The 22,620-nt window shown below is 75.3% G+C and carries 24 protein-coding genes and 1 tRNA gene; 6 read left to right on the top strand and 19 right to left on the bottom strand.

The features are described 5' to 3' along the window. Positions 1–69: 69 nt before the first annotated feature. A complete protein-coding gene (locus tag BLW63_RS24195; protein ID WP_091162006.1) occupies positions 70–960 on the bottom strand; it encodes a 1,4-dihydroxy-2-naphthoyl-CoA synthase in 891 nt (296 codons plus the stop codon). A gap of 29 nt (positions 961–989) precedes the next feature. Then, a complete protein-coding gene (locus BLW63_RS27550) occupies positions 990–1,763 on the bottom strand; it encodes a hypothetical protein (RefSeq protein WP_211517278.1) in 774 nt (257 codons plus the stop codon). Between the two features lie 198 nt (positions 1,764–1,961). Between BLW63_RS27550 and BLW63_RS24185 the strand changes: the two genes are divergently transcribed. Further along, a complete protein-coding gene (locus tag BLW63_RS24185) occupies positions 1,962–2,759 on the top strand; it encodes an endonuclease/exonuclease/phosphatase family protein (protein ID WP_244522780.1) in 798 nt (265 codons plus the stop codon). 175 nt (positions 2,760–2,934) lie between these two features. Here the strand turns inward: BLW63_RS24185 and BLW63_RS24180 are convergent, their stop codons facing one another. Then, on the bottom strand, positions 2,935–3,402 hold the full coding sequence (locus BLW63_RS24180; RefSeq protein WP_091162004.1) for an NUDIX domain-containing protein: 468 nt from the start codon (positions 3,400–3,402) through the stop codon (positions 2,935–2,937). Positions 3,403–3,456: 54 nt separating this feature from the next. Here BLW63_RS24180 and BLW63_RS24175 point away from each other — a divergent pair, with 54 nt between their 5' ends. Both BLW63_RS24175 and BLW63_RS24170 read left to right on the top strand, forming a co-directional pair. Continuing rightward, on the top strand, positions 3,457–4,026 hold the full coding sequence (locus tag BLW63_RS24175; protein WP_091162003.1) for an LOG family protein: 570 nt from the start codon (positions 3,457–3,459) through the stop codon (positions 4,024–4,026). 38 nt (positions 4,027–4,064) lie between these two features. Continuing rightward, complete coding sequence (locus BLW63_RS24170) at positions 4,065–5,186, top strand: NAD(P)/FAD-dependent oxidoreductase (RefSeq protein WP_091162025.1); 1,122 nt, start codon at positions 4,065–4,067, stop codon at positions 5,184–5,186. On the opposite strand, the gene BLW63_RS24165 is transcribed toward BLW63_RS24170, so the two are convergent. After that, positions 5,131–6,210, bottom strand: a complete 1,080-nt coding sequence (locus BLW63_RS24165) for a GGDEF domain-containing protein (RefSeq protein WP_244522779.1) — start codon at positions 6,208–6,210, stop codon at positions 5,131–5,133. The two genes, BLW63_RS24170 and BLW63_RS24165, sit on opposite strands and share 56 nt — an antisense overlap. Positions 6,211–6,364: 154 nt before the next feature. Between BLW63_RS24165 and BLW63_RS24160 the strand changes: the two genes are divergently transcribed. Then, entirely contained in the window at positions 6,365–6,682 is a 318-nt protein-coding gene (locus BLW63_RS24160; RefSeq protein ID WP_091162023.1) for an STAS domain-containing protein, read from the top strand. Continuing rightward, entirely contained in the window at positions 6,679–6,924 is a 246-nt protein-coding gene (locus tag BLW63_RS24155; protein WP_091162002.1) for an STAS domain-containing protein, read from the top strand. Before BLW63_RS24160 ends, BLW63_RS24155 begins: the two co-directional genes overlap by 4 nt. A 164-nt stretch (positions 6,925–7,088) precedes the next feature. Here BLW63_RS24155 and BLW63_RS24150 read toward each other — a convergent pair. The 15 genes from BLW63_RS24150 to BLW63_RS24080 all read right to left on the bottom strand — a co-directional run bounded on the left by BLW63_RS24150 (position 7,089) and on the right by BLW63_RS24080 (position 21,775). Next, a tRNA-Ser gene (locus BLW63_RS24150) sits at positions 7,089–7,175 on the bottom strand. 32 nt (positions 7,176–7,207) lie between these two features. Further along, positions 7,208–7,438 (bottom strand): hypothetical protein, encoded by a 231-nt coding sequence (locus BLW63_RS24145; RefSeq protein ID WP_091162001.1) that lies wholly within the window; start codon positions 7,436–7,438, stop codon positions 7,208–7,210. A 141-nt stretch (positions 7,439–7,579) separates the two neighbouring features. Further along, entirely contained in the window at positions 7,580–8,209 is a 630-nt protein-coding gene (locus BLW63_RS24140) for a hypothetical protein (protein ID WP_091162000.1), read from the bottom strand. Positions 8,210–8,504: 295 nt separating this feature from the next. Beyond that, entirely contained in the window at positions 8,505–9,212 is a 708-nt protein-coding gene (locus BLW63_RS24135; protein ID WP_170856951.1) for a class I SAM-dependent methyltransferase, read from the bottom strand. 57 nt (positions 9,213–9,269) lie between these two features. Beyond that, positions 9,270–10,130, bottom strand: a complete 861-nt coding sequence (locus tag BLW63_RS24130; protein WP_091161998.1) for an LLM class flavin-dependent oxidoreductase — start codon at positions 10,128–10,130, stop codon at positions 9,270–9,272. Positions 10,131–10,144: 14 nt separating this feature from the next. After that, positions 10,145–10,558 carry a TIGR03668 family PPOX class F420-dependent oxidoreductase gene (locus tag BLW63_RS24125; RefSeq protein ID WP_091161997.1) on the bottom strand — a complete coding sequence of 138 codons (414 nt, stop codon included), beginning with the start codon at positions 10,556–10,558 and terminating at the stop codon, positions 10,145–10,147. A 79-nt stretch (positions 10,559–10,637) separates the two neighbouring features. Beyond that, positions 10,638–11,726 (bottom strand): ABC transporter ATP-binding protein, encoded by a 1,089-nt coding sequence (locus BLW63_RS24120; protein WP_091161996.1) that lies wholly within the window; start codon positions 11,724–11,726, stop codon positions 10,638–10,640. Next, positions 11,723–12,721, bottom strand: a complete 999-nt coding sequence (locus tag BLW63_RS24115) for an ABC transporter ATP-binding protein (protein ID WP_091161995.1) — start codon at positions 12,719–12,721, stop codon at positions 11,723–11,725. Before BLW63_RS24115 ends, BLW63_RS24120 begins: the two co-directional genes overlap by 4 nt. Next, a complete protein-coding gene (locus BLW63_RS24110) occupies positions 12,718–13,659 on the bottom strand; it encodes an ABC transporter permease (RefSeq protein ID WP_091161993.1) in 942 nt (313 codons plus the stop codon). Before BLW63_RS24110 ends, BLW63_RS24115 begins: the two co-directional genes overlap by 4 nt. Before the next feature lie 22 nt (positions 13,660–13,681). Then, positions 13,682–14,623: an ABC transporter permease gene (locus tag BLW63_RS24105; protein ID WP_091162022.1), complete on the bottom strand. Its 942-nt coding sequence runs from the start codon at positions 14,621–14,623 to the stop codon at positions 13,682–13,684. Further along, positions 14,620–16,161 carry an ABC transporter substrate-binding protein gene (locus BLW63_RS24100; RefSeq protein ID WP_091161991.1) on the bottom strand — a complete coding sequence of 514 codons (1,542 nt, stop codon included), beginning with the start codon at positions 16,159–16,161 and terminating at the stop codon, positions 14,620–14,622. The genes BLW63_RS24105 and BLW63_RS24100 overlap by 4 nt, the downstream gene beginning before the upstream one ends. A gap of 274 nt (positions 16,162–16,435) precedes the next feature. Next, positions 16,436–18,184 carry a glycoside hydrolase family 2 protein gene (locus BLW63_RS24095; RefSeq protein ID WP_091161988.1) on the bottom strand — a complete coding sequence of 583 codons (1,749 nt, stop codon included), beginning with the start codon at positions 18,182–18,184 and terminating at the stop codon, positions 16,436–16,438. A 93-nt stretch (positions 18,185–18,277) separates the two neighbouring features. Continuing rightward, a complete protein-coding gene (locus BLW63_RS24090) occupies positions 18,278–19,135 on the bottom strand; it encodes a MaoC family dehydratase (protein WP_091162021.1) in 858 nt (285 codons plus the stop codon). Next, positions 19,135–20,478: a 3-oxoacyl-ACP reductase gene (locus BLW63_RS24085; protein ID WP_091161985.1), complete on the bottom strand. Its 1,344-nt coding sequence runs from the start codon at positions 20,476–20,478 to the stop codon at positions 19,135–19,137. Before BLW63_RS24085 ends, BLW63_RS24090 begins: the two co-directional genes overlap by 1 nt. A 10-nt stretch (positions 20,479–20,488) precedes the next feature. Then, positions 20,489–21,775, bottom strand: a complete 1,287-nt coding sequence (locus BLW63_RS24080) for an acetyl-CoA C-acetyltransferase (protein WP_091162020.1) — start codon at positions 21,773–21,775, stop codon at positions 20,489–20,491. 96 nt (positions 21,776–21,871) lie between these two features. On the opposite strand from BLW63_RS24080, the gene BLW63_RS24075 reads away from it, so the two are divergent. After that, the gene (locus tag BLW63_RS24075; RefSeq protein ID WP_091161983.1) at positions 21,872–22,531 is read left to right on the top strand and encodes a TetR family transcriptional regulator; all 660 of its coding nucleotides are present in this window, start codon (positions 21,872–21,874) and stop codon (positions 22,529–22,531) included. Positions 22,532–22,620: the final 89 nt, after the last annotated feature.

Raw genomic sequence — 22,620 nt, 5'->3', positions numbered from 1 at the left:
CTGCCCCTGGAACGGCCCCCTTGCAGGAGCCCGTCGCGAGCCTGCGAGTGGCGGGGGGCAAGGGGGTCCTTACACGTGCCAGGGGAAACGGCTGAAGTCCGGATCCCGCTTCTCGAGGAACGCGTCGCGCCCCTCGACGGCCTCCTCGGCCATGTACGCCAGCCGCGTCGTCTCCCCGGCGAACAGCTGCTGGCCGACCAGCCCGTCGTCGATCAGGTTGAACGAGTACTTGAGCATCCGCTGCGCGGTCGGGCTCTTGGCCACGATCCGCCGACCCCAGTCCAGCGCCGTCCGCTCGAGGTCGGCGTGCGGGACGACGCGGTTGACCATGCCCATGCGGTGCGCGTCCTCGGCGGAGTACTCGTCGCCGAGGAAGAAGATCTCGCGGGCGTACTTCTGGCCCACCTGGCGGGCGAGGTACGCCGAGCCGAAGCCGCCGTCGAAGCTGCCGACGTCGGCGTCGGTCTGCTTGAACCGCGCGTGCTCGGCGCTGGCCAGGGTGAGGTCCGAGACGACGTGCAGGCTGTGCCCCCCACCGGCCGCCCACCCGGAGACGACGCAGAGGACGACCTTGGGCATGAAGCGGATCAGCCGCTGCGCCTCGAGCACATGCAGCCGGCCGCTCGACCGGCCCTTGTCGTGCTCGTACCCGTACTTCCCACGCACCCGCTGGTCGCCGCCGGAGCAGAACGCCCAGCCGCCGTCCCGCGGGCTGGGCCCGTTGCCGGTGAGGATCACGCAGCCCACGTCGGTCGAGAGCCGGGCGTGCTCCAGCGCGGTGATCAGCTCGTCGACGGTCTGCGGACGGAAGGCATTGCGCACCTCGGGCCGGTCGAACGCGATCCGGACGACGCCGGCGTCCACGGCCCGGTGGTAGGTGAGGTCGGTGAGGTCGAAGCCCTCGACCGGCTGCCACGCCGCGCTGTCGAAGATCTCCGAGACGTCGTCGCGGGCGGTCATGGGCCGAACCTAGCCCCGACGCCGACCGGTCACGGCAGCAGTCCGCCGACGACCGTGCCCGCCTCCTCGGTCCCCCCGTCGACGACGTCGCCCAGGCCCTCGGTCACGACCTCCACCGTCTCGCACAGGCAGGGCCGCTCCGGCGGGGGTGCCGGCTCCCCACCCGGGGAACCGCCGGTCGACCCGCCGGACCCGCCGGACCCGCCGCCCGAGCCACCGGAACCGCCGGTCGAGCCCCCACCCGTCGAGCCACCGCCCGACCCCCCGCTCGTTCCGTCCGCCGGCCGGCCGGCCGCGGTGCCGCCGCTCCACTCCCCGGACGCCCCGCCGCGGGACGTCCCCCCTGCGCCCGACGTCGCCCCCGCGGAGGTCGTGGTGCCCGGGGTCGTGCCGCCGGACGTCGTCCCGCCGGACGTCGTCCCGCCGGACGTCGTCCCGCCGGTCGGGGAGCCCGCCACGGCGGCGCCGCCGGGCTGGACGGCGGCCGGCCGGTCCCCCGCGGGGACGGCTCCGACCGGGGTCGCCGGCTCCGCGCCCGCGGGGACGCCGGCCGCCGGTGCGCCATCGGGGACCGCCCCGACCGGGGGCTGTGTCGCGGTGGTCGAGGGCGGCGGTGCGGGGACGCGGGCCGCCGAGCCGATGCCCTCGCCGGGGTCCGCGGACCGGCCGGTCGTCGTGTCGGGAGCGGCGCCCCGGTCGCCGTCGCTCCCCGTCGGGACCGGCGCGAGGACGATCAGGACCAGCGCCGCAGCGGTGAGGAGGCCGGCGAGGAGGAGCAGCGCCAGGGGCGCCCGGGTCCGCACGACCTCCGGCACGAGGTCGGCCGGGGTCCGCCGCGGGCGGTCGGGGCCGGCGGCGAGGTGGCGCGGGCGGCAGGACAGGGCCGGCTCCCTCGGCGTCGCGGACGGGCCGTGCACAGGGTAGGCAGGCCGGCACGCAGCGGCACCTCGAGCGGACGACGCCGTCCGGTGCCCGCGGGTAGCGTCGCCGGGGTGTCCCGGGTGCCCACCGTGCGAGTCGGCACCGTGAACGTCGCGTCGGGGCGCACCCCGGCCGGACCCGTCCTCGACGCGGCCGGGCTGGAGAAGGCGGTCGGCGGCCTGGACGTCGACGTGCTCGCCGTCCAGGAGGTCGACGCCGGGCAGCCCCGCTCCCGGCACGTCGACCAGGCCGCCGCGCTGGCCGCCGGGATCGGTGCCGCGGACTGGCGGGGCGCGGTCACGGTGGCCGGCACCCCCGACCCCTTCCGCAGCTGGTCGCCGGCCGGGCCGGTGCTACGCGGCCGGCACGCCCCGGGGGACGGCCCGCTGTACGGGATCGCGCTGCTCAGCCGGCTGCCCGTGCTCGAGTGGTCGGTGCTGGACCTGGGTGCCGGCCGGGCCCGGCTGCCGGTGCAGGGCCCGGACCCGCGCACCGGCCGGGTGCGCTGGTGGTGGTTCCCCGACGAGCCGCGGGCCGCCGTCGCCGCGCGGCTGGGCACGCTGACCGTCGTCGCCACCCACCTGTCGTTCGCCCCGCACACCGCCGTCCGCCAGCTGCGGCGGCTGCGCCGCTGGATCGCCGGGATGCCCGGCCCGGTCGTGCTCGCCGGCGACCTCAACCTGCCCGGCGGGCTGCCCGCGCGGCTGCTGCGGGCGACGCCGCTGGTGCGCGCGCCGAGCTTCCCGGCACCCGCCCCGCGGGTGCAGCTGGACCACCTGCTCGCGGTGGGGGGCGGGCTGCACGGGGCCGACGCCGCGGCGACGGTGCTGCCGGTCGGCGACCACCGGGCGCTCACCGTGACGGTGACCCCAGCCTGACCGGCGGCGCGGTGGCCCCGTCCAGGGCACCGCCCCGAGCCCTGGCGGCCGCCTTGCAGGTGGAAGGACCCCGTCCTCCTCACCGCTCGCACGCTCGCGGCGAGCCTCTGGACGGGGCCTGGCGCGAGCCTGCGGGGGGCAAGGGGGTCCTCGAAGGGGAGGACGGGGTCCTCGTTCAGGCGACGAGCAGGTCGTGCAGGCGGTACAGCGACGCCTCGAAGCCCGGGTGCAGCGGCACCGACACCAGGTCGCCCAGCGCGATCCAGGCGACGCCGTCGCTCTCGCCGTCCAGCCGCAGGTCGCTGGCCTCGATGTCGCGCAGCGGCCGGGCCAGCACGGTGGTGTAGGACCAGCCGCCGTGGTCGTCGACCGAGGACGGGCCGAGCTCCAGGTCCCGCGGCGTCAGCCCCAGTTCCTCCTGGACCTCACGGAGGGCACCGTGCTCGGCGGACTCCCCGGCGTGCAGGGCGCCGCCCGGCGTCCCCCACGTGCCGCCGTGGTGCGACCAGGTGGCCCGGTGCTGCAGCAGCAGCTCGGGGCCGTCGGTGCCGGCGCGGTGCACCAGCAGGCCGGCCGCGCCGACCCGCCCCCAGTGCCGGTGGCCGAGCGCGCAGGTCACCCAGCCGTCGGTGGAGGTGAACACCCGCCCAGTGAACCCCGTCCGGGGCGGCCGCGCCGCCGTGACAGGCTCGGGGTCGTGCGCGTCGCCGTCTTCACCGGGTCCCAGAGCGGGCCGCCGTCCCACCGGTCCGCCGTGGCGGAGTTCGCCGCCGGGCTGGCCCGCGCCGGCGTCGGCATCGTCTACGGCGGCGGGCGCGCCGGGCTGATGGGCGTCGTGGCCGACGCCGCCCTGGCCGCCGGTGGGCACGTCGTCGGCGTCATCCCGCAGCACCTGGTGGACGACGAGCTGGCGCACCCCGGGCTCCCGCAGCTCGAGGTGGTCGGCTCGATGCACGAGCGCAAGGCGCGGATGGCCGAGCTCGCCGACGCCTTCGTCGCCCTGCCCGGCGCCGCCGGCACCCTCGAGGAGCTGTTCGAGGCCTGGACCTGGGGGATGCTCGGCCTGCACGCCAAGCCGGCGGTCCTGGTGGACGTCGACGGGTTCTGGCAGCCGCTGCTGGCCCAGCTGCGCCGCATGGTCGACGACGGCTACCTCGACCGCCGCCGGCTCGACGCCCTGGGCGTGGTCGATGAGGTCGACCAGCTGCTCGCCTTCGTCGAGCGCTACGAGCACCCGGCCCGGAAGTGGGCGCCGACCCCACCGTGATCGGGTCGCACCCTGCGGGGGGCCGTAGCGTCGGGCGGGTGGAGCGCTGGGACGTCGTCGTGGTGGGTGGCGGCCCGGCCGGGTCCGCCGCGGCGCTGGCCGCCCGGCGCAGCGGCGCCTCGGTGCTGGTGCTCGACCGCGCCGACTTCCCGCGCGACAAGGTGTGCGGCGACGGCGTGGCGCCCGAGGCGCTCGACGTCCTCGCCGGGCTCGGCGTCGACCCGGCCGCGCTGGTCGCCGGGTACCCGCCGGTCCCCCGGCTGGCGCTGCGGTCCCCCGGTGGGGCGCGGGTCGAGCGCTCCACGCACCGGCCCTCGTCCGTCGTCCCCCGGGAGGTGTTCGACGCCCGGCTGCTCGATGCCGCACGGGCGGCCGGGGCGGTGTTCCGCCGGGCTACCGTGCGGACCGTGGCGGCCAGCGCGGACGGCGTCACCGTGGACGGCACCGTTCGGGCGGGCGTGCTCGTCGGGGCCGACGGCGCGGAGTCCGTCGTCCGCCGGGCGCTGGGGCTGGGGTCCAACCGCGCGGACCGGCTGGCCGTGGCGATCCGCGGCTACGCGCCAGCGCTGCCCGGGCAGGACGGCACGCAGCTGCTGGTGACCACCGAGCAGCGGTGGCCCGCCTACGCCTGGTCGTTCCCGCTCGGCGACGGGCGGGCCAACGTCGGCTACGGCGAGCTGGTGTCCGGCGGCGCGACCCGCGCGGCGCTGGTCGAGGGGCTGCACCGGCTGCTGCCCGGCGTGGCGCCGGAGGGGCTGCGCGCGCACCGGCTGCCGCTGTCCACCGGTCGGCCACGGCTGCCCGACGGCCGGGCGCTACTGGCCGGCGACGCCGCGTCCTTGGTCAACCCGCTGACCGGGGAGGGCATCTTCTACGCCGTCCTGTCCGGGGCGCTGGCCGGTGCGGCGTGGTCCGCGGGGGCCGGCGCGGGCGCCCGGTACCGGGAGGCGCTGCGGCGGCGGCTCGGCGCGCACCTGCGCGCCACCCGGGTCGCCTCCGAGCTCTCCCGCTGGCCGCGGCTGATGGACGCCGCCGTCCGCGCGGCCGGGGCCGATCAGCGGGTCTTCGACGACGTGGTCGCGCTCGGGCTGGCCGAGGGGCGGCTCACGGGGCGGACCGTTGCCGCGGCAGCCCTCGGGCTGGTCCGGGGACGGGGCTGACGGCCACCTCGACGCGGTCGCGGCCGGCCCGCTTGGCCTCGTAGAGCGCCGCGTCGGCCGCGGCGTAGAGCTCGCGCACGGACGCCGCGTGCAGCGGCGCGTGGGCAACGCCGACGCTGATCGACAGCGGCAGCGGGCCGCCGTCGGCGCGCGGCAGCGGCGAGCGGCGCACCGCCTCGAGCAGCTCGTGCGCGCGCCGGCCGGCGATCTCGGCGGTGCAGCCGGGCAGCAGCAGCGCGAGCTCGTCGCCGCCGAGCCGGCCGACCACGGCGTCCCCGGCCCGCACCTGCCGCCGGACGAGGCCGGAGAGGTGGACCAGCGCGTCGTCGCCCACGGGGTGGCCGTGCGCGTCGTTGATCTGCTTGAAGGAGTCGACGTCGAGCAGCACCAGCGCCGTACCGTCGCCGGTCGGCTCCCGCTCGAGGGCCCCGGTCAGCGCGTCGTCGAGGACCCGCCGGGTGACCAGGCCGGTGAGCGGGTCGACGTCGGCCTGCCGCTGCAGCAGGCCGTCCCGCATGGAGGCGGCCCGGACCAGGATGACGGCCGCCACGACGAGCACGGTCCCGACGACGAGCGCGTCGTGCACCGCCGGCTCGACGGGCTGGAGCACCAGCTGGGTGACGCCGTCGCCCACCACGGCCGCCCCCGTCACCAGGGCGACGGCAGCCCAGCGCAGGTGCGAGGCCGCCCACAGCACGGGGAAGGCCAGGAAGGCCTGCGCGCCGGCGGAGGGGTCGTCGGTCAGCACGTTGAGCACGCAGGTCAGCAGCACGCCGCCGAGGCCGATGAGCGGGAAGGCGCCGGCGCGGTCCAGCCGCTCGGCCGGGACCAGGACGCACACCGCGATCGTTGCGACCAGCGCGGCGACCCCGGCCCAGGAGGCGACCTTGGTGGCGCTGCTGACCGAGTTGGGGCCGAACGTCGTGAGCAGCGCGAGGACGACGGTCGAGACGCCCATGATCAGGACGATCGAGTGCGCCGAGGCCCGCGGCTCCCGCGCACGCAGGGGGTCGGGGAAGCGCATGCCACTCCATCGTCGTCCGGACGCTGCGGCTCCAGCACGCCTCCCCCACGCGGGGGACGCCCGGTGGCGGCGAACTCCCACGTCGGGATCAGGGAACTGTCAGACCGTCCGCGCAGGATAGCGATCAGTGATCACGAGGAGGACGGCTGTGACGATGGCTATCGCACCGGCACGGGTGCGCGAGGTGACGGTCCACCTCGACGACAGGCTGCTCGCCGGTGGGCTGGCCGACGTCCGCTGGACGCTGCTCGGCGCGCTGCACGCGGGCGCCTGCTCGCTCGTGGTCGACCTCTCCGGGGTGCAGCGGCTGCCCGACGCCGTCGTCGCCGTCCTGCTGTCGGCGCACCGCATCTGCCGGGCCCGCGGCGGCGCGGTGGTGCTGCGCGGGGTCGACCCCCGCACCGCGGCGCTGCTGCGGCGTACCGGCCTGGATCGCGTCCTGGTTCCCGAGCCCGTGCTGGCGGTGGCGTGACGGGCGTCCTGAGCGAGGTCGTCGATCGTCGCGCCGGCCTGATCACGGTCAGCGGCCACCTGACGTCGAGCGGAGCGGACCTGGTGCGCGGCACGGCCGACCAGCTCCGCGGCGACGGCCACGTCCGCGTGGTGCTCGACCTCCGCGGCGTGGCCGCCGCCGACGTCGACGGCCTGGCCGCCCTCCGCGAGCTGCACCACGACTTCCGCGTGGACGGCGGGGAGCTCCTCATCCGCAGCTGACCCGGCTCGCCCCGTCCGCCGGGTGGGCCTCCTCCGCTGGACTGGACGACGACCGTCCGGGCGACAGGAGGCGACAGTGCGCGATGACGAGCGCCTGAGCGGGACCGTCTCGACCGACGCCGGCCCCGAGCCGCCCGTCCGGGACGTCCTGAGACATCACGAGGCGGAGGGCGTGGGATTCGAACCCACGATGGGTGTTACCCCATAGCGGTTTTCAAGACCGCCGCCATCGGCCACTAGGCGAGCCCTCCTGGCGGGTCGAGGCTATCCCGCCCCTGGCGGGTCAGTCGCCCGGCTCGTCCCGGGCGGCGTCCTGCTCGCGGCGGAAGCGCAGCGACTCGACCAGCACGTAGCCGAACAGGACGCACCAGGCGACGTAGAGGAACGCCTCCCCCCACGCACCGTCGAGGAGCTGTCCCACCAGTTGCACCAGGCTGTAGGCGAGCGCACCGGCGGCGAGCACCTGCACGCCCCGGTTGCCGAACCAGGGCGGACGGAAGGGAGCGGGGGCCACGGCGTCACGCTAGCCGGACGCGCGCGGTCGGGACGGCGACCTGCCCGTGTTGATCATGGGCCTGTTGTCGCTGGCCACGCCGGGTAGCGGCGTGTCCGCCTGCAACAACCCCATGATCAACGGGCGGTGGACGGCGGGCGACTACTCGGCCGGCTGTCCCGCCCGCACCACGCAGGCCCCGCCGAGCGGCTCGACCGCGAAGCCGCGCACGGTGAACACCTCGGCCAGGGCCCGGTTCATCACCTGCTGGACCAGCGCGTCGGCGGCGGCGCCGTGCAGCTGCTCGAGGCTCATGCGGTCGTGCTGCCGCCAGCCGACGACGACGCCGTCCAGGGCGGCCTCCGGGGTCAGGCACACGCCGCCGAGCTCGCCGTCGGCGCCGGAGGGGTCGTAGAGGAACAGCCCCGCCTCGGCCAGCACGGCGACCACCTCGACGACGAGGCCGGGCAGCGGGTGCTCGTCGTCCATGTCGGCGTCCCAGCCGGCGGGCAGCCGGTCGACCTGCTCGCCGAGGAAGGACCACCAGGCCCGGTCCTGCGGGGAGGAGCGGCGGCGCAGCAGGCCGTCGGCCCGCCGGACGCCGTACACGGGGTGCACCCCGGCCGGGGCGTCGTCGAGGTCGTCGAGGCCCCAGACGGCCTCGTCGCGGTCCCCGAACGGGCCGGCGAGGACGAACCCGGGGCCGTCCTCCTCGTCGACGACCAGCCACCAGCCCTGACGGACGATGCCGCCGAGGACCACCTCGCTGAACCGGGTGCCCACGATGCTCACCAGGCCACCAACCTCCCCCGACAACGGGCCGCCACCGGGGAAGGGCGACGGTTCCCGTGCGCCGTCCACGGTGCGGACGGCGGTGACGAAACCATAGGTGGCGGCGGCCGTTTATCCCGGATGCGCGCGACGTGCCTCCGCAACCGCGACGCTGAATCGTTGCCAAATGCCACAGCGACCACGGTGACCCGCCGCAGCACGCACCCACATGTCGACCGAATCGGCGTCCGGCGAGCGTGGCGGCGCCTCCGGCGGGGTCGGTCACCCCGGGACGGCGACGCGCGCCGCCGGCGTGTCACACCGCGACGGCGGTGACGAACGTGCAGATGCCCTCACCCGAGTCGCGCCGCTGTCGGATGCCGAGGAGCGCGAGCAGCGCGATCTCGGCGCGGTAGGCCAGCCGGACCACGCCGCGGTAGAAGGTGTCCCCGCCGGTGCGGACCTCGATCGAGTCGAAACCGGCCAGCCGCACGTGCTCGGTGAGCATCCAGTCCGGGAGGATCGTGATGTGCCCGGGCGAGTGGTAGTGGCGCGGGCCGAAGATGTACGGGGCGCCGCGGAGCAGCATCTTCAGCCGTGAGTGCGGGTGCGTCACGTTCGGCGTGCTGACCAGCAGCCGGTCGCCGGGCCGCAGCAGCGAGCGGATCGAGCGCAGCACCTGCCGCGGGTTCTCCACGTGCTCGAGCGTCTCGACGCAGACGACCATGTCGAAGGGGCCGCGGGTCTCGTCGCTCCACTCCGGGGCGTCCAGGTCCAGCCGGTGGATCCACTCGTGCGGGGGGTCCAGGTCGGTGGGGACGACGTCGAGGCCGGCGTCGCGCAGCCGCAGCGCCAGGGCGCCGCAGCCGGCACCGACCTCCAGGACCCGTCCGCCGTCGGGTAGCGCCGCGCGCACCAGCTCCACGGCGTACTCGTGGACACCGGGCGCGGCGTGCACGCTGTGGCCCTTGTAGTACCCGTGCGCTGCCGTCCGCTGGCCGCTCTTCTGCTCAACCGCCGCCATCGGGCCAGCCTGGCACACCGGCCCGGCCGGTGAGCAGCTCGGTCGGGGGCCGCGGCCCTAGAACGCGACCTCGGCGAGCAGCTCCACCTGCGCCGGGTCGGAGACCGTCGGGTCGAGGATCAGCTCGTCCACGCCCGCCTCGGCGAAGGCGGCGATGACCTCCTTGATCGCCTGCGGGGACCGGTGCGCGCTGCCGGCGATGTACTCCGCCGTCTCCCTGCCCATCGGCTCGTAGTAGTCGAGCAGGTAGGCGCGGGACTGCTCCTCCGTGTCGCCGAGGGAGAAGTAGTTGAGCGCGGCGATGTGCGGAGAGCCCTCGCGACCGGCTTCGGTCCAGGCGGCGCGGACCCGCTCGACGAGCGGCGCGGTCGCCTCCGGCGGGAGGCCACCCGCCGTCCACCCGATGCCGTGCTCCACCGTCCGCCGGATCGCCGCGTCGGTGTGCCCGCCGACGAGGACGGGGACCCCGGGGGAACCGGTCTCGGGCGTCGGCGAGCGGGTCCCCTCGACGAGCGGCTCCCCCGCCCACGCCCGCCGCATGTCGGCCAACTGCCGGTCGAACAGCCGGCCGCGACCGGCGAAGTCGCGTCCGGTCAGCGTGTAGTCGGCCTCCCGCCACCCGACGCCGAGGCCCAGCGTGAGCCGGCCACCGGTCAGCTCCTGCACGGTGGCGGCCTGCTTGGCCAGTTCGGCGGTGCTGCGCGCCGGCGCGATCAGCACGTTCGGCAGGAACCGGATGCGCTCGGTCACCGCACCGGCGGCGGCGAACACGGTCAGCTCCTCGTACGACGGGTAGGAGACCGCACCGATCGAGGCCAGGGTGGAGAAACCGGCCGCGTCCGCCCGTCTCGCCCACTCCAGCAACTGGGCACCCGTGGTGCCCCGGACGCTGTTCGGGATGCCGATGCCGATCTCCATGCCGGGTCCTCTCCTCAGGCCGTGCTCGACCAACCACTCCACCGCTGGACGGTGACCACGAGCAGCGGGCCCGCCGGTGGCTGCTCGCGGTACTGCGGGTGCCGCTCGGCGAGCGCCACCAGACCAGGGTGCGTCGCCGGCGGCTCGTCCACCACCGCGGCCGTGCCGTCCGCCCGGACCCACCACAGGAGCGACCAGTCGTCCTCGTAGTGGTCGACGAGCAGCGCGCACCGCGGCTCGACCCGGACGTTGGCCAGCCGCTGCAGCCGGGTCGTCCGCTTGGGCTTTGCGTCTACCGCCGAGTAGACCGTGCCGTCGACGACCGCGAACACGACCGGGACCACGTGCGGTGCGCCGTCCGGTCGCACCGTCGCCAGCCGGGCCACCGCGCTGGAGGCGAAGCGCCTGCGCAGTTCCGCCGTCCGCACCCGGCTGTCCTACCAGGGACGGCGCTCCGGGAGGAACCCGCGACCGCGCAGTCCCGGTCGCCGACGCGACCGCAGCGGCTCACCCGGCGGCGGCGTCCTCCCGTCCGGCGGGCCGGCCGACGACGCCGTGCAGGTGGCAGGCGGCGAGCTGACCCGGCGCGCCGACCGGCTGCAGCGCCGGGTCGACGTCGGGACACGGCTCGAAGGCGTACGGGCAGCGGGTGCGGAACCGGCAGCCGCTGGGGACGGCGGCCGGCGAGGGGACGTCGCCGCGCAGCACGATCCGCTGCCGGGCCCGCTCCAGCGACGGGTGCGGCACGGGGACCGCGGACAGCAACGCCTGCGTGTAGGGCATCTCCGGGGCCGAGCCGACCGCCGCCGCGGGCCCGACCTCGACGACCCGGCCCAGGTACATCACCGCGATCCGGTCCGACACGTGCCGGACGGCGGACAGGTCGTGCGAGATGAACAGCAGCGTGAGACCGAGCCGGCGCTGCAGCCGGCGCAGCAGGTTGAGCACCTGTGCCTGGACGCTGACGTCGAGCGAGGCGATCGCCTCGTCGCAGACCAGGAAGTCCGGCTCGCCGGCCAGCGCGCGGGCGATGCCGACCCGCTGCCGCTGCCCGCCGGAGAACTCGTGCGGGTACCGCTCGGCCACCGCCGGGTCCAGGCCCACCAACTCCAGCAGCTCGGCGACCCGCTCGGCGCGCTCCTGCCGTCCCGACCGCAGGCCGTGCACCTCCAGCGGCTCGGACACCGTCTGCCGCACGGTGCGGCGGGGGTCGAGCGAGGCGAACGGGTCCTGGAAGACCATCCCGGCGCGCCGGCGCAGCGCCCGCATCGCCCGGCGGTCGAGGGCGGTGACGTCGGTGCCGTCGAAGGTCACCGTCCCGCCGGTGGGCTCCACCAGCCGGAGCAGGGCGTTGCCCAGCGTCGACTTCCCGCAGCCGGACTCGCCGACCAGCCCCAGCGTCTCCCCGCGGTGGATGTCGAGGTCCACGCCGTCGACGGCGCGCAGCACGCCCGTCGTCCGCCGCAGCGCGCCGCCGGAGCGGATCGGGAAGTGCACCTCCAGCCCGCGCGCGGACACCAGCACGTCGGAGGTGGGGACCTCGGGGGCGGGGGCGCCCGCGGCGTGGGCGGTCGGCCCCTGCGGCAGGTCGGTCATCGCGGGCTGCCCTCCTCGCACCACGTCGCCGCCCGGTGCGGCAGGGCGCCGTCCGACGCGCCCACCACCGCCAACGGCGGCTGCTCGGTCGCGCAGCGCGGGTCCGACCGCACCGGACAGCGCGGCCAGAACACGCAGCCCGGCGGCAGGTCGGTGGGCGCCGGCGGCACCCCGGGCACGGTGGCGAGCTCGCCGTCGTCGGACGAGGCCAGGTCGGGCAGCGCCCCGAGCAGGCCGCGCGTGTAGGGGTGTGCCGGACGCTCCAGGACGTCGTCCACCGTGCCGTCCTCCACGCAGCGGCCGCCGTACATGACCAGCACCCGGTCGGCGATCCCGGCCACGACGCCCAGGTCGTGGGTGATCCAGATGACCCCGGTGCCGTGCTCGCTCTGCAGCCCCGCGACCAGGTCGAGGATCTGCGCCTGCACGGTGACGTCGAGGGCCGTGGTCGCCTCGTCGGCGATGAGCAACGAGGGGTTGTTGGCGAGCGCGATCGCGATGACCACCCGCTGGCGCATGCCGCCCGACAGCTCGTGCGGGTAGCGGTCCAGCGCGCGCCGCGGGTCGGGCAGGCCCACCTCGGCGAGCAGTCCGGCCGCTCGCTCCCGCGCCGCGGCCTTGGACACCTCGCCGTGGGCCCGGATCCCCTCGACCAGCTGCCGGCCGATCGTCAGCACCGGGTTCAGGGAGGTCATCGGGTCCTGGAAGACCATCCCGACGCCGGGTCCGCGTACCTGGCGCAGCCGCTCGGGGGACATGGTGAGCAGGTCCTCGCCGTCCAGCCGCGCGGAGCCGGTCACCGTGGCCAGGCGGGCGGGCAGCAGCCCGAGCAGGGCGAGGACCGAGACGCTCTTGCCGCTGCCGGACTCCCCGACGACGGCGACCGTCTCACCGCGCCCGACGGTGTAGCTGAGCCCGTTGACGACCTCGGCCGGACCGCGTGGCGTGCGCAGCCGCACCCGCAGGTCCGCCACCTCCAGCAGCGTCGCGCTCACCGACCGCTCCCCGCCATCAGCGTGCGCTGGCGCGGGTCGAGGACGTCCCGCAGCCCGTCGCCGAGCAGGTTGAAGCAGAGCACGGTCAGGAAGATCGCCATCCCCGGGAAGAAGGCCAGCCACCAGGCCAGGTCGATGAAGCCGCGCCCCTCGGCGAGCATCAGCCCCCACGACGGGTTGGGCGGCTGGGTGCCCAGCCCCAGGAAGGAGAGCGCCGCCTCGGCCAGGACGGCGAAGGCCAGGCTGATCGAGGTCTGCACGATGATCGGCGGCGCCGCGTTGGGCAGCACGTGCCGGGAGAGCAGCCGCAGGTCCGAGGCGCCCACCGACCGCGACGCCCGCACGTACACCTCCTCCCGGACGCCGAGGACGCTGGCGCGGGTCACGCGGGCGAAGACCGGGATGTAGACGATCCCGATGGCCAACGCGGTGTTGCCGGCCCCGGGCCCCCGGACGGCGAGCACCGCGATGGCCAGCAGCACCGCGGGGAAGGCGAACAGGACGTCCATGAACCGCATCAGGACGTCGTCCACCCACCGGCCGTAGAAGCCGGCCAGCAGCCCGATCAGGCCGCCTACGACGAGCGCGAACGCGACCGCGAGAAATCCCACCCGCAGCGAGACGCCGGCGCCGAGGACGACCCGGCTGAGGATGTCCCGGCCGAGGTCGTCGGTGCCGAACGGGTGCGCCAGGCTGGGCGGCTGCAGGCGGTCCTCGACCGCGATCTCGTTCGGGCCGCTCGGCGCCAGGCTCTCGTCGAAGACGGCCATGAGGACGATGAGCAGCAGGACCGTCGCCGCGACCGCCGCCGTGGGGTTGCGGGCGAGCAGGCCCAGGGTCTGCCGCCAGCGCGGCTGCGGGGGCCGCGCCGTCGAGGGGACGCCGTCCTCGGTGGCGGTGGGTGAGGCTGCGGGCTCGGGCAGGGGTGCGCCGGTCATCGCAGCAGGCCTCGGCTGGATGTCATCGCCGGATCCGCGGGTCGATGGCGGTGTAGAGCAGGTCGACCACCAGGTTGATCAGCAGGAAGACGACGGCGAACAGCAGGATCGCCCCCTGCAGCACCGGGTAGTCGCGGGACTGGACCGCCTGCAGGGCGAGCTGGCCGAGCCCCGGCCAGGCGAAGACGATCTCGACCACCACCACTCCGGACAGCAGGTAGGCCAGCTGCACGCCGGTGACGGTGACCAGGGGGAGCAGCGCGTTGCGCAACACGTGCCACGTGAAGACCTGCCGGCCGGGGAGCCCCTTGGCCTGCGCCGTCCGGACGTGGTCGGCACCGAGCGCCTCGAGGACGCTGGACCGCACGAACCGGGTGATCACCGAGCCCGACACCACGCCGGTGACCACCGCCGGCATCAGCAGCCGCTGCGCCCAGCCGGCCGGGTCCTCGGTCAGCGGCACGTACCCGCCCGAGGGCAGCCAGCCCAGCGTCCCGGCGAAGACCAGGATGAGCACGATCGCCATCCAGAACTCCGGCACCGAGATTCCGATCTGGCTGAGCACCGTGGCCACCCGGTCGACGACGGACCGGGGCCGCAGCGCCGACAGGGTGCCCAGCGGGACGGCGATGAGCAGCGCGACCAGGATCGAGGCGAACGCCAGGGTGAGCGTGGCCGGGAGCCGCTCGGCGATCAGCGAGGTGACCGTCTCCCCGCTGCGGAAGCTGACCCCGAGGTCCCCGGTGAGGGCCCGGCCGGCCCAGCTGAAGTACTGGGTGACCAGCGGCTGGTCCAGGCCGGATCGCGCGAGGAGCGCGTCGTACGTCTCCTGGTCGAAGCGGGTGCCCAGGGCCAGCCGGATCGGGTCACCCGGCACCAGCTGGACCAGGCCGAACACGATGACGCTCACCCCCACCAGGACGACGAGCGACTGGCCGACCCGACGGAGGAGGTACCCGCTCAGGGCAGCTCCACCGCCTCGAAGTTGACCGCCTTGTCGGCCCGGATCTGGTAGCCCGACAGCCCCGGCACCCACGCCTGCACCACGGGCGGGTTGTAGAGGTACAGGTAGGAGACGTCGTCGACGATGAGCTGCGCGGCCTGGTCGTAGAGCTGCTTGCGGGCGGCCTCGTCGGGCTCGACCGCTCCGGCCTGGAGCAGCTGGTCGACCTGCGGGTTGCTGTAGCCCTGGTAGTTGTTCGTCCCGTCGGTGACGTGCTGGTCCTGGTAGAAGGCCGCCGGGTCGAGGTTGCCCAGCCAGCCGAGGTAGAACGCGTCGTAGTCGCCCGCTCCCTGCCGATCCAGCCAGGTGGCGAAGTCGAGCGTCTCGATCTGCACGTCGATCCCGACCGGCTCGAGCTGGCTGGCGATCACCTGGGCGGCGGTCACCGTCTCCGGGAACTGGTCGGTGACCATCAGGCCCATGGTCAGCGGGGTCTGGACCCCGGCCTGCTCGAGCAGCTGGCGGGCCTGGTCGGGGTCGGGCTGGAACGGTGCGTAGTCGAGGTAGAAGGAACTTGCTTCCGGGATGGCCGTCTGGTTGGGCTGGGCCGCGCCGAACCACGCCGCCTCGGCGACCGCCTCGCGGTCGATGGCGAAGGAGATCGCCCGCCGCACGTCGCGGTTGTCGAACGGCGGCCGCCCGTAGTTCATGGACAGGTACCAGTAGTCCACGCTGGGCGTCGTCTGGAGCTCGACGGTGTCGTCGCCCCCGAGCGACTCGATCTGCTGCGGCGGGACGTTGTCGGTCCACTGCACCTCGCCGTTCTGCAGCGCGGTCAACGCCGCGGCCGGCTCGGTGATGTAGCGGAACTCGACCCCGCCGACGCTCGGCGCCCCGCCCCAGTGGTCCGCGTAGGCGGTCAGCACGGTGCTGCTGGCGTCGGAGCTCTCCAGCTGGAACGGGCCGGTGCCGTTGGCCTCGGTGGTGAGGTCGATGTCCTCCGCGGCGTTCTCCGGCAGGATCGCCATGCCCTTGAACGCGCCGATCCGCTCCAGCAGGTTGGGCGTCGGCTGGCTGAGCCGGATCACCACGGTCTGCGGGTCGGGCGCCTCGACCGCGGCGACGTTGGCGAACCGATCGGCGTTGGTCAGGTCCTCGTCGATGATCCGGTTGTACGAGTAGACGACGTCGGCGGAGTCGAACTCGCTGCCGTCGTGGAAGGTCACCCCCTCGCGGAGCGTGAACGTCCAGGTCAGCTGGTCCTCGCTGGGCTCCCAGCTCTCGGCGAGGCTCGGTTCCATCGTGAGGTCCTCGGCGTTGGGGACCACGAGGGTGTCGTAGACGTTCTCCAGCACCTGGAAGCTCGGGTAGGCCGTCGTCACGTGCGGGTCGAACTGGTCGGGCTGGGCGGCCACCGCCGCGACCAGCGTGTCGCCGCCTCCGCCACCGCCGTCTCCGCCTCCCCCGGCTCCGGTGTCGACGCTCTCCCCGCCTCCGCCGCAGGCGCTGAGCACCAGGGCACCGGCGGCGAGCACGGGCAGGAGTCGGTTGCTGCGCACGGGGACCTCCGGCGGCTCGACTGTCGCGGTCTGTGCCCGACCCTGGCCCGGACCGTCCCGGCTCGCAGGTCGGGACGGCGATCGTTGCCTCGCCGTGACCGAGACGGAACGGGATCGCACGCTCCCCCGTGACCGCGCGCCCGACCCTCCCCCCTCCCCCTCGATGATCATGGGGTCGTTGCCGCGGGACACGCCGCCTCCCGGGGTGTCGACGCGCAACAACCCCATGATCGACACGAGGGGGGCCGGTCGGACGCCGACGGTGACCGCCGCCTCACGCCTCCCCGAGGGTGGCGCGGCGGAGCTCCTCGATGTCGACCTTGGGCACCCGGCCCATGTCCAGCAGGCCGTTGACCTCCTGGTACGTGTCGGTCAACTGGGTCCAGCAGGCGCCGGCGAGGGCGGTGCTGCCGTGCACGGCGGCCCACTGGGCGCGGTAGCGGGCCAGCAGGTCCTCCGGCGAGGTCGCGTCGGCGTAGCCCCAGCCCTCGTCGTCCGGGGAGCGCAGCGCCACCCCGCCGAACTCCGAGAGGACGACGGCCCGGCCGGCGACGCCGGCCCGGTCGAGGTCGGCGAGGTACCCGTCAAGACGGCGTCCGGTGGCCAGCCGCTCGAGGTCGGCGGCCGTGGCGTAGCGCTCGCCGAGCACCGCGGGGTCCTGCTCGTAGTCGTGCACGCCCAGGATGTCGCCGCCGAGGGTCTCCCAGCCGTCGTTGGCCGAGACCGGGCGGGTGCCGTCGAGCGCGTCCGCCGTCGCGGCCATGGCCCGGATCAGCCCGCGCTGCCGCTCGTCGACCTCCGCCTCCTGCACGCCCCACGACTCGTTGAGCGGCACCCAGGCCACCACGCTCGGGTACCCGCGGTGGGCGACCACCACGTCGGCCCACTCCCGCAGCAGCCGGGCGCTCGCCGTCGGCCCCGGGCGGTACGCCGAGGGCATCTCCGCCCACACCAGGAGGCCCCTCCGGTCGGCGAGGGCGAGGTAGCGCGGGTCCTCGGTCTTCTGGTGCTTGCGGGCCCCGGTGAAGCCCAGCGCCCGGGTCAGCTCGAGGTCGCGCCGCAGCGCCGCGACGTCGGGTGGGGTGGCGCCGGTGTCGGGCCAGTAGCCCTGGTCGAGGACCAGCCGCAGCGGCGCGGGCCGGGTGTTGACCAGCAGCCGCCCGTCGCCGACCTCGACCGAGCGCAGCGCCGTGTAGCTCTCGACCTCGTCGAGCATCTCGCCGTCGTCGGTGACCAGGGCCAGCTCGGCGTCCAGCAGCACCGGGTCGGGGCCGGGCCACCAGAGCAGCCGGCTGCGGTCGTCGATGCCGCCGTCCCCCACCTGCACGGTGCGCTCGACGACGGCGCCGTCCACCCGCACCGCGTCGTCCACCAGCAGCCGGTCGCCGGCACGCAGCCGCAGGTGCAGCCGGGCTCCGGAGACGGGGACGGCGAGCTGCACGCGGACGTCGACGCGCATCCGGCGCGGGTCCGCGCGCCACTGGACGTCGGCGATCCGCCGCGCCGCCACGTGCTCCAGCCAGACGGTGCGCCAGATGCCGGTCGTGCGCGGGTACCAGATGGCGTGCGGCTCGTCGCGCCAGTCCTGCTTGCCGCGCGGCGCCTCGAGGTCCAGCGGGTCGTCGTCGGCGCGGACCACAAGCTCGGCGCCGTCGTCCCCCAGCGCATCGGTGACGTCGACGCTGAACGGCGTGTAGCCGCCCTCGTGGGAGGCGACGTGCGTGCCGCCGACCCACACGTCGCAGACGCGGTCGACGGCACCGAAGTGGAGGACGGTGCGGCGGTCGCCGGCGCGGCCGGGCAGCCGGCGGCGGTACCAGGCCCGGTTCAGCCGGCCGGTCCAGTGCACGCCGCTGGCCGGGGTCTCCGGGGCGTAGGGCACCCGGATGGTGCGGTCGAAGGCGACGCTGCCGACGGAGCCGGCGAGGTCGGGGTCGGCGGCGAACTCCCACTCACCGTCCAGCGAGGTCCAGGGACGGCGCAGCAGCGGTCGCGGGTGCTCGGTCGGGTCCGTGTGCTCCACGGACCCAGCTCACCGGGACCGCGACCGGACCTCCAGTCGATCATCGGCGGGGAGCTGCCCCGGACGGCGTGTCGGGCAGCTCCCCGCCGATGGTCACGGCAGCGGGCGGACGGTCCCCACCAGGTGCTCGACGCCGCTGGCCGCGTTGCGGACGGCGAGGTCCCAGCCGCCGTCCACCGGGGCGGTCGCGAGCGTGACCGTCGAGGGCAGGAACAGCGGCCTCCTGAACACCACGTCGACCGCCGTCGCGTCGGGCAGCCGGCCCGACAGTGCCGCGAGCGCCCGGGCCTTCACCCACATGCCGTGCGCGATGGCCCGCTTGAAGCCGAACGCCTTCGCCGTCAGTCCGGAGAGGTGGATCGGGTTCACGTCTCCGGAGACCCGGGCGTAGCGGCGGCCGGCGTCGTCGGGAACCCGCCAGGTGGCGACGGGACGCTCCAGGTCGCCGACGGACACCGCCAGGTCGGACTCCGGCGCGCCCTCGGGCGCCGTCGCCCCGCGGGCCAGGTACGTCGACCGCGACCGCCACACCTCCGCGCCGCCGGCCGCCACCGACGCGCACAGGTCGACCGTCGCCCCGCTGCGGTGCCGGGCGAACCGCTCGGCCCAGACCTCCAGGTCCAGCGCCTCGTCGGCCCCCACCGGTCGCAGCACCTCGATCCGGTTGCGGACGTGCACCAGGCCCGGCAGCGCCAGCGGGAACGCGCGGTCGCTCATCAGCGCCACCTGCAGCGGGAAGGTCAGCACGTGCGGGTACGGGGCCGGCAGCGGATCGGCCAGCGGGAAGCCGCAGACCCGGTCGTAGGCGGCTAGGTCGACGGCGGCCACGCGGACGCCGGTGCGCGCCAGCCGGGTGTCGGGCAGGTCGCCGCCGCGGCCGCGGGCGGTGACCGCGGCCCGCGCGAACAGCACCGGCATCGACGGCGCGGACCCCAGCTCGGTGCGGGCCATCACGCCCCCAGGAACGACTGGCCGCACACCCGAACGACCTGGCCGTTCACCCCGGCGGCGCTGGGCTGCGAGAGCCAGGCGATCGTCTCGGCGACGTCGACCGGGAGGCCGCCCTGCTGCAGCGAGTTGACCCGGGAGCCGATCTCGCGGGTGCCGAGGGGCATCGACGCCGTCATCTCGGTGACGATGAACCCCGGCGCGACCGCGTTGATCGTCGCGCCGCGCTCGGCGAACGCCGGCGCCCACGCCCGCACCATGCCGATGACGCCGGCCTTGGACGCCGCGTAGTTCGTCTGGCCGCGGTTGCCGGCGATGCCCGACTGCGAGCTCACGCAGATCACCCGGGCGCCGGACCCCAGCAGGCCGTCGGCGTCGAGCAGCGCCTGGGTGGTGTCGAGCTGCGCCTGCAGGTTGACCGCCATCACCGAGCTCCAGCGGGCGGCGTCCATGTTGACCAGCAGCTTGTCGCGGGTGATGCCGGCGTTGTGGACGACGACGTCCACCCCGCCGTGCCGCTCCCGCAGGTGCGCGACGAGCCGCTGCCCGGCGTCGGGCGCGGTGATGTCGAGCTGGAACGCCGTCCCGCCGATCTCGTTGGCCACCTCGGCGAGCTTGTCGCCGGCGGCGGGGACGTCGACGGCGACCACGTGCGCACCGTCGCGGGACAGAGCCCGCGCGATGGCCGCGCCGATGCCGCGCGCGGCGCCCGTGACGACGGCGACCTCCCCGGCCAGCGGGCGCTGCTCGTGCTCCCCCGCCGGGACGTCGGCGGCGGTCAGGGGAACCACCTGGCCGTCGACGTAGGCCGAGCGGCCGGAGAGGAAGAAGCGGACCGGTCCGGGCACGGCGGCCTCGGCGCCGGCGGGGACGAGGAGCAGGTTCGCCGTCGCGCCGTCGCGCAGCTCCTTGGCGACCGAGCGGACCAGCCCCTCCAGCGCCTGCCGGGCGGCGGCCTGGGTCGGGGAGCCGGCGGCGGACGGCGGGTCGCCCAGGACCAGCACCCGCCCCGACGGGCCGAGCCGCCGGAGCGCCGGGGCGAGGAACGCGTGCGCCGCGGCGAGGTCGGCCGGCGAGGTTCCGCCGGTCGCGTCGAGCAGCACGGCGGCCAGCCGCTCGCCGTCGCCGTCCACGGCGGGGAGCACGGGGACACCGGCGTCCTGCAGGACCCGGGTCAGGACGCCGTGCAGCCGGCCCTCGCCGGCGGTGCCGACCACGGCCGGGCCGGGTAGCAGTGGCGCGCCGGGCTCGTACCGGCGCAGCACGGCCGGGCGGGGCAGACCGAGCTGCCTGACCAGGGTCGAGCCGAGGCCGGAGTTGGCGAAGTCGCGGTACCAATCACCCACGGGTGCTCCTTCAGGACTCGAGGATCGCGACGACGCCCTGGCCGCCGGCCGCGCAGATGGAGATGAGGCCGCGCGTGCCCGGGCCGGCCTCGTGCAGCTGCTTGGCCAGCGAGGCGACGATCCGGCCGCCGGTCGCGGCGAACGGGTGCCCGGCCGCCAGCGACGAGCCGTTGACGTTGAGCTTCGACCGGTCGATGGCGCCCAGCGGGGCGTCCAGGCCCAGCCGCTCCTTGCAGAACGCCGGGTCCTCCCAGGCTTTCAGCGTGGCGAGCACCGTCGAGGCGAACGCCTCGTGGATCTCGTAGTAATCGACGTCCTGCAGCGTCAGGCCGTTGCGGGCCAGCAGCACCGGGACGGCGTACGCCGGGGCCATCAGCAGGCCCTCGCCGCCGTGGGTGTAGTCGACGGCGGCGGTCTGCGCGTCGACGAAGTGGGCCAGCACGGGGAGCCCCCGCGACGCGGCCCACTCGTCGGAGGCCAGCAGGACGGCGGAGGCGCCGTCGGACAGCGGCGTGGAGTTGGCCGCGGTCATGGTGGCGTCGGGGTCGTCCTTGCCGAAGACCGGGGCCAGCTTCGCCAGCTTCTCCACCGAGGTGTCCGGCCGCAGGTTCTCGTCACGGGTCAGGCCCAGGTAGGGGGTGACCAGGTCGTCGAAGAAGCCGCGGTCGTAGGCGGCGGCGAGGTTCTGGTGCGAGCGGACGGCCAGCTCGTCCTGCTCCTCCCGGCTGATCCCCCATTGCTTGGTGGTGATCGCCTGGTGGTCACCCATCGACAGGCCGGTGCGCGGTTCGGCGTTGCGCGGCGTCTCGGGTACGAACATCCCCGGACGCACGCCGGCGAGGGCCTCGAGCCGCTGCCGGAGGGTCCTGGCGCTGCCGAGCGCGATCAGCACGCGGCGCATCTCGTCGTGGATGGCCAGCGGGGCGTCGGAGGTGGTGTCGACGCCGCCGGCGATGCCGGATTTGAGCTGCCCGAGAGCGATCTTGTTGGCGACCAGGACCACGGCCTCGAGCCCGGTGCCGCAGGCCTGCTGCACGTCGTAGGCCGGGGTGGCGGCCGACAGCCGCGAGCCGAGGACCGCCTCGCGGGTCAGGTTGAAGTCGCGCGAGTGCTTGAGGACGGCGCCGGCGACGACCTCGCCCACCCGCTCGCCCTGCAGCCCGAAGCGGGCGACCAGCCCGTCCAGCGTCGCGGTGAGCATGTCCTGGTTGGACGCCTGGGCGTACGCGGAGTTCGAGCGGGCGAAGGGGATGCGGTTGCCGCCGACGATCGCGGCCTTCCGGGTCAGCGGAGCCATCGGGGTGACCTCCCGGATCACTGGATGGGGGCAGGCACGGCGTGACGCCGTCCCGACGAGGGTGCGGAACCCACGGTATCAGGTACCGTCGGTATCGTGAGAGGCGAGAGGTCGAGACGCGACCGCCGCGACTCGCGGTGGGACGAGCACCGCCGCGCCCGCCGCGAGCAGCTGGTCGACGCCACCATCGCCGCGGTCGGCCGGCACGGCGCTGGCGTCGGCATGGAGGAGATCGCCACGGCGGCCGGCACCAGCAAGACCGTCGTCTACCGGCACTTCGCCGACCGCACCGAGCTGCACGTCGCGGTCTGCGCCCGGGTGGCCGCCTCCCTCACCGCCCGGCTGCGCGAGTCGATCGACAGCACCTCCGAGCCGCGGCAGATGGTCGCCAACGCCGTCGAGACCTACCTGGCGTTCCTCGAGGGCGACCCGGAGCTGTACCGGTTCGTCGTCCAGGCACCCGACCGCCCGGCCGGCCAGGGCCCTGGGGACGCAGACCCGATCGCCAACCTCTCCCACCTCGTCGGCGACCAGGCGGCCGCGCTGGTCGCCGTGACCCTCGAGCAGGCCGGCCGCGACCCCGCCGCCGCGCCCCCGTGGGGCCACGGCCTGGTCGGGCTGATCCGCTCGGCTGCCGATTGGTGGTTGCAGGCGGACCGCCCGATGCCCCGCGCGGAGCTCACCGCGCACCTGACCGATCTCGCCTGGGCCGGACTCTCGGGCGTCGTGTCTCGCAACGAGGAGGAAGACCCGTGACCGAGCTCGCGAGGGCACGCAGGGAACACGGCACGGCTGTCGGCGCTCGGACGACGAGCGCCAGCGAGGAGGACACCGTGACCGAGCTC

It is taken from the genome of Geodermatophilus africanus (genome assembly GCF_900107105.1).
Classification (GTDB): domain Bacteria; phylum Actinomycetota; class Actinomycetes; order Mycobacteriales; family Geodermatophilaceae; genus Geodermatophilus; species Geodermatophilus africanus.
The sequence above is the reverse complement of the archived record's forward strand: the minus strand, read 5'-3'. Positions and strand labels throughout refer to the sequence as shown.

Excerpts from the sequence above, each read along its gene's own strand:
- BLW63_RS24195 (WP_091162006.1), bottom strand. The coding sequence starts at position 960 with ATGACCGCCCGCGACGACGTCTCGGAGATCTTCGACAGCGCGGCGTGG.
- BLW63_RS24165 (WP_244522779.1), bottom strand. The coding sequence starts at position 6,210 with ATGCGCTTCCCCGACCCCCTGCGTGCGCGGGAGCCGCGGGCCTCGGCG.
- BLW63_RS24160 (WP_091162023.1), top strand. The coding sequence starts at position 6,365 with ATGGCTATCGCACCGGCACGGGTGCGCGAGGTGACGGTCCACCTCGAC.
- BLW63_RS24135 (WP_170856951.1), bottom strand. The coding sequence starts at position 9,212 with ATGGCGGCGGTTGAGCAGAAGAGCGGCCAGCGGACGGCAGCGCACGGG.
- BLW63_RS24130 (WP_091161998.1), bottom strand. The coding sequence starts at position 10,130 with ATGGAGATCGGCATCGGCATCCCGAACAGCGTCCGGGGCACCACGGGT.
- BLW63_RS24120 (WP_091161996.1), bottom strand. The coding sequence starts at position 11,726 with ATGACCGACCTGCCGCAGGGGCCGACCGCCCACGCCGCGGGCGCCCCC.
- BLW63_RS24110 (WP_091161993.1), bottom strand. The coding sequence starts at position 13,659 with ATGACCGGCGCACCCCTGCCCGAGCCCGCAGCCTCACCCACCGCCACC.
- BLW63_RS24090 (WP_091162021.1), bottom strand. The coding sequence starts at position 19,135 with ATGGCCCGCACCGAGCTGGGGTCCGCGCCGTCGATGCCGGTGCTGTTC.
- BLW63_RS24080 (WP_091162020.1), bottom strand. The coding sequence starts at position 21,775 with ATGGCTCCGCTGACCCGGAAGGCCGCGATCGTCGGCGGCAACCGCATC.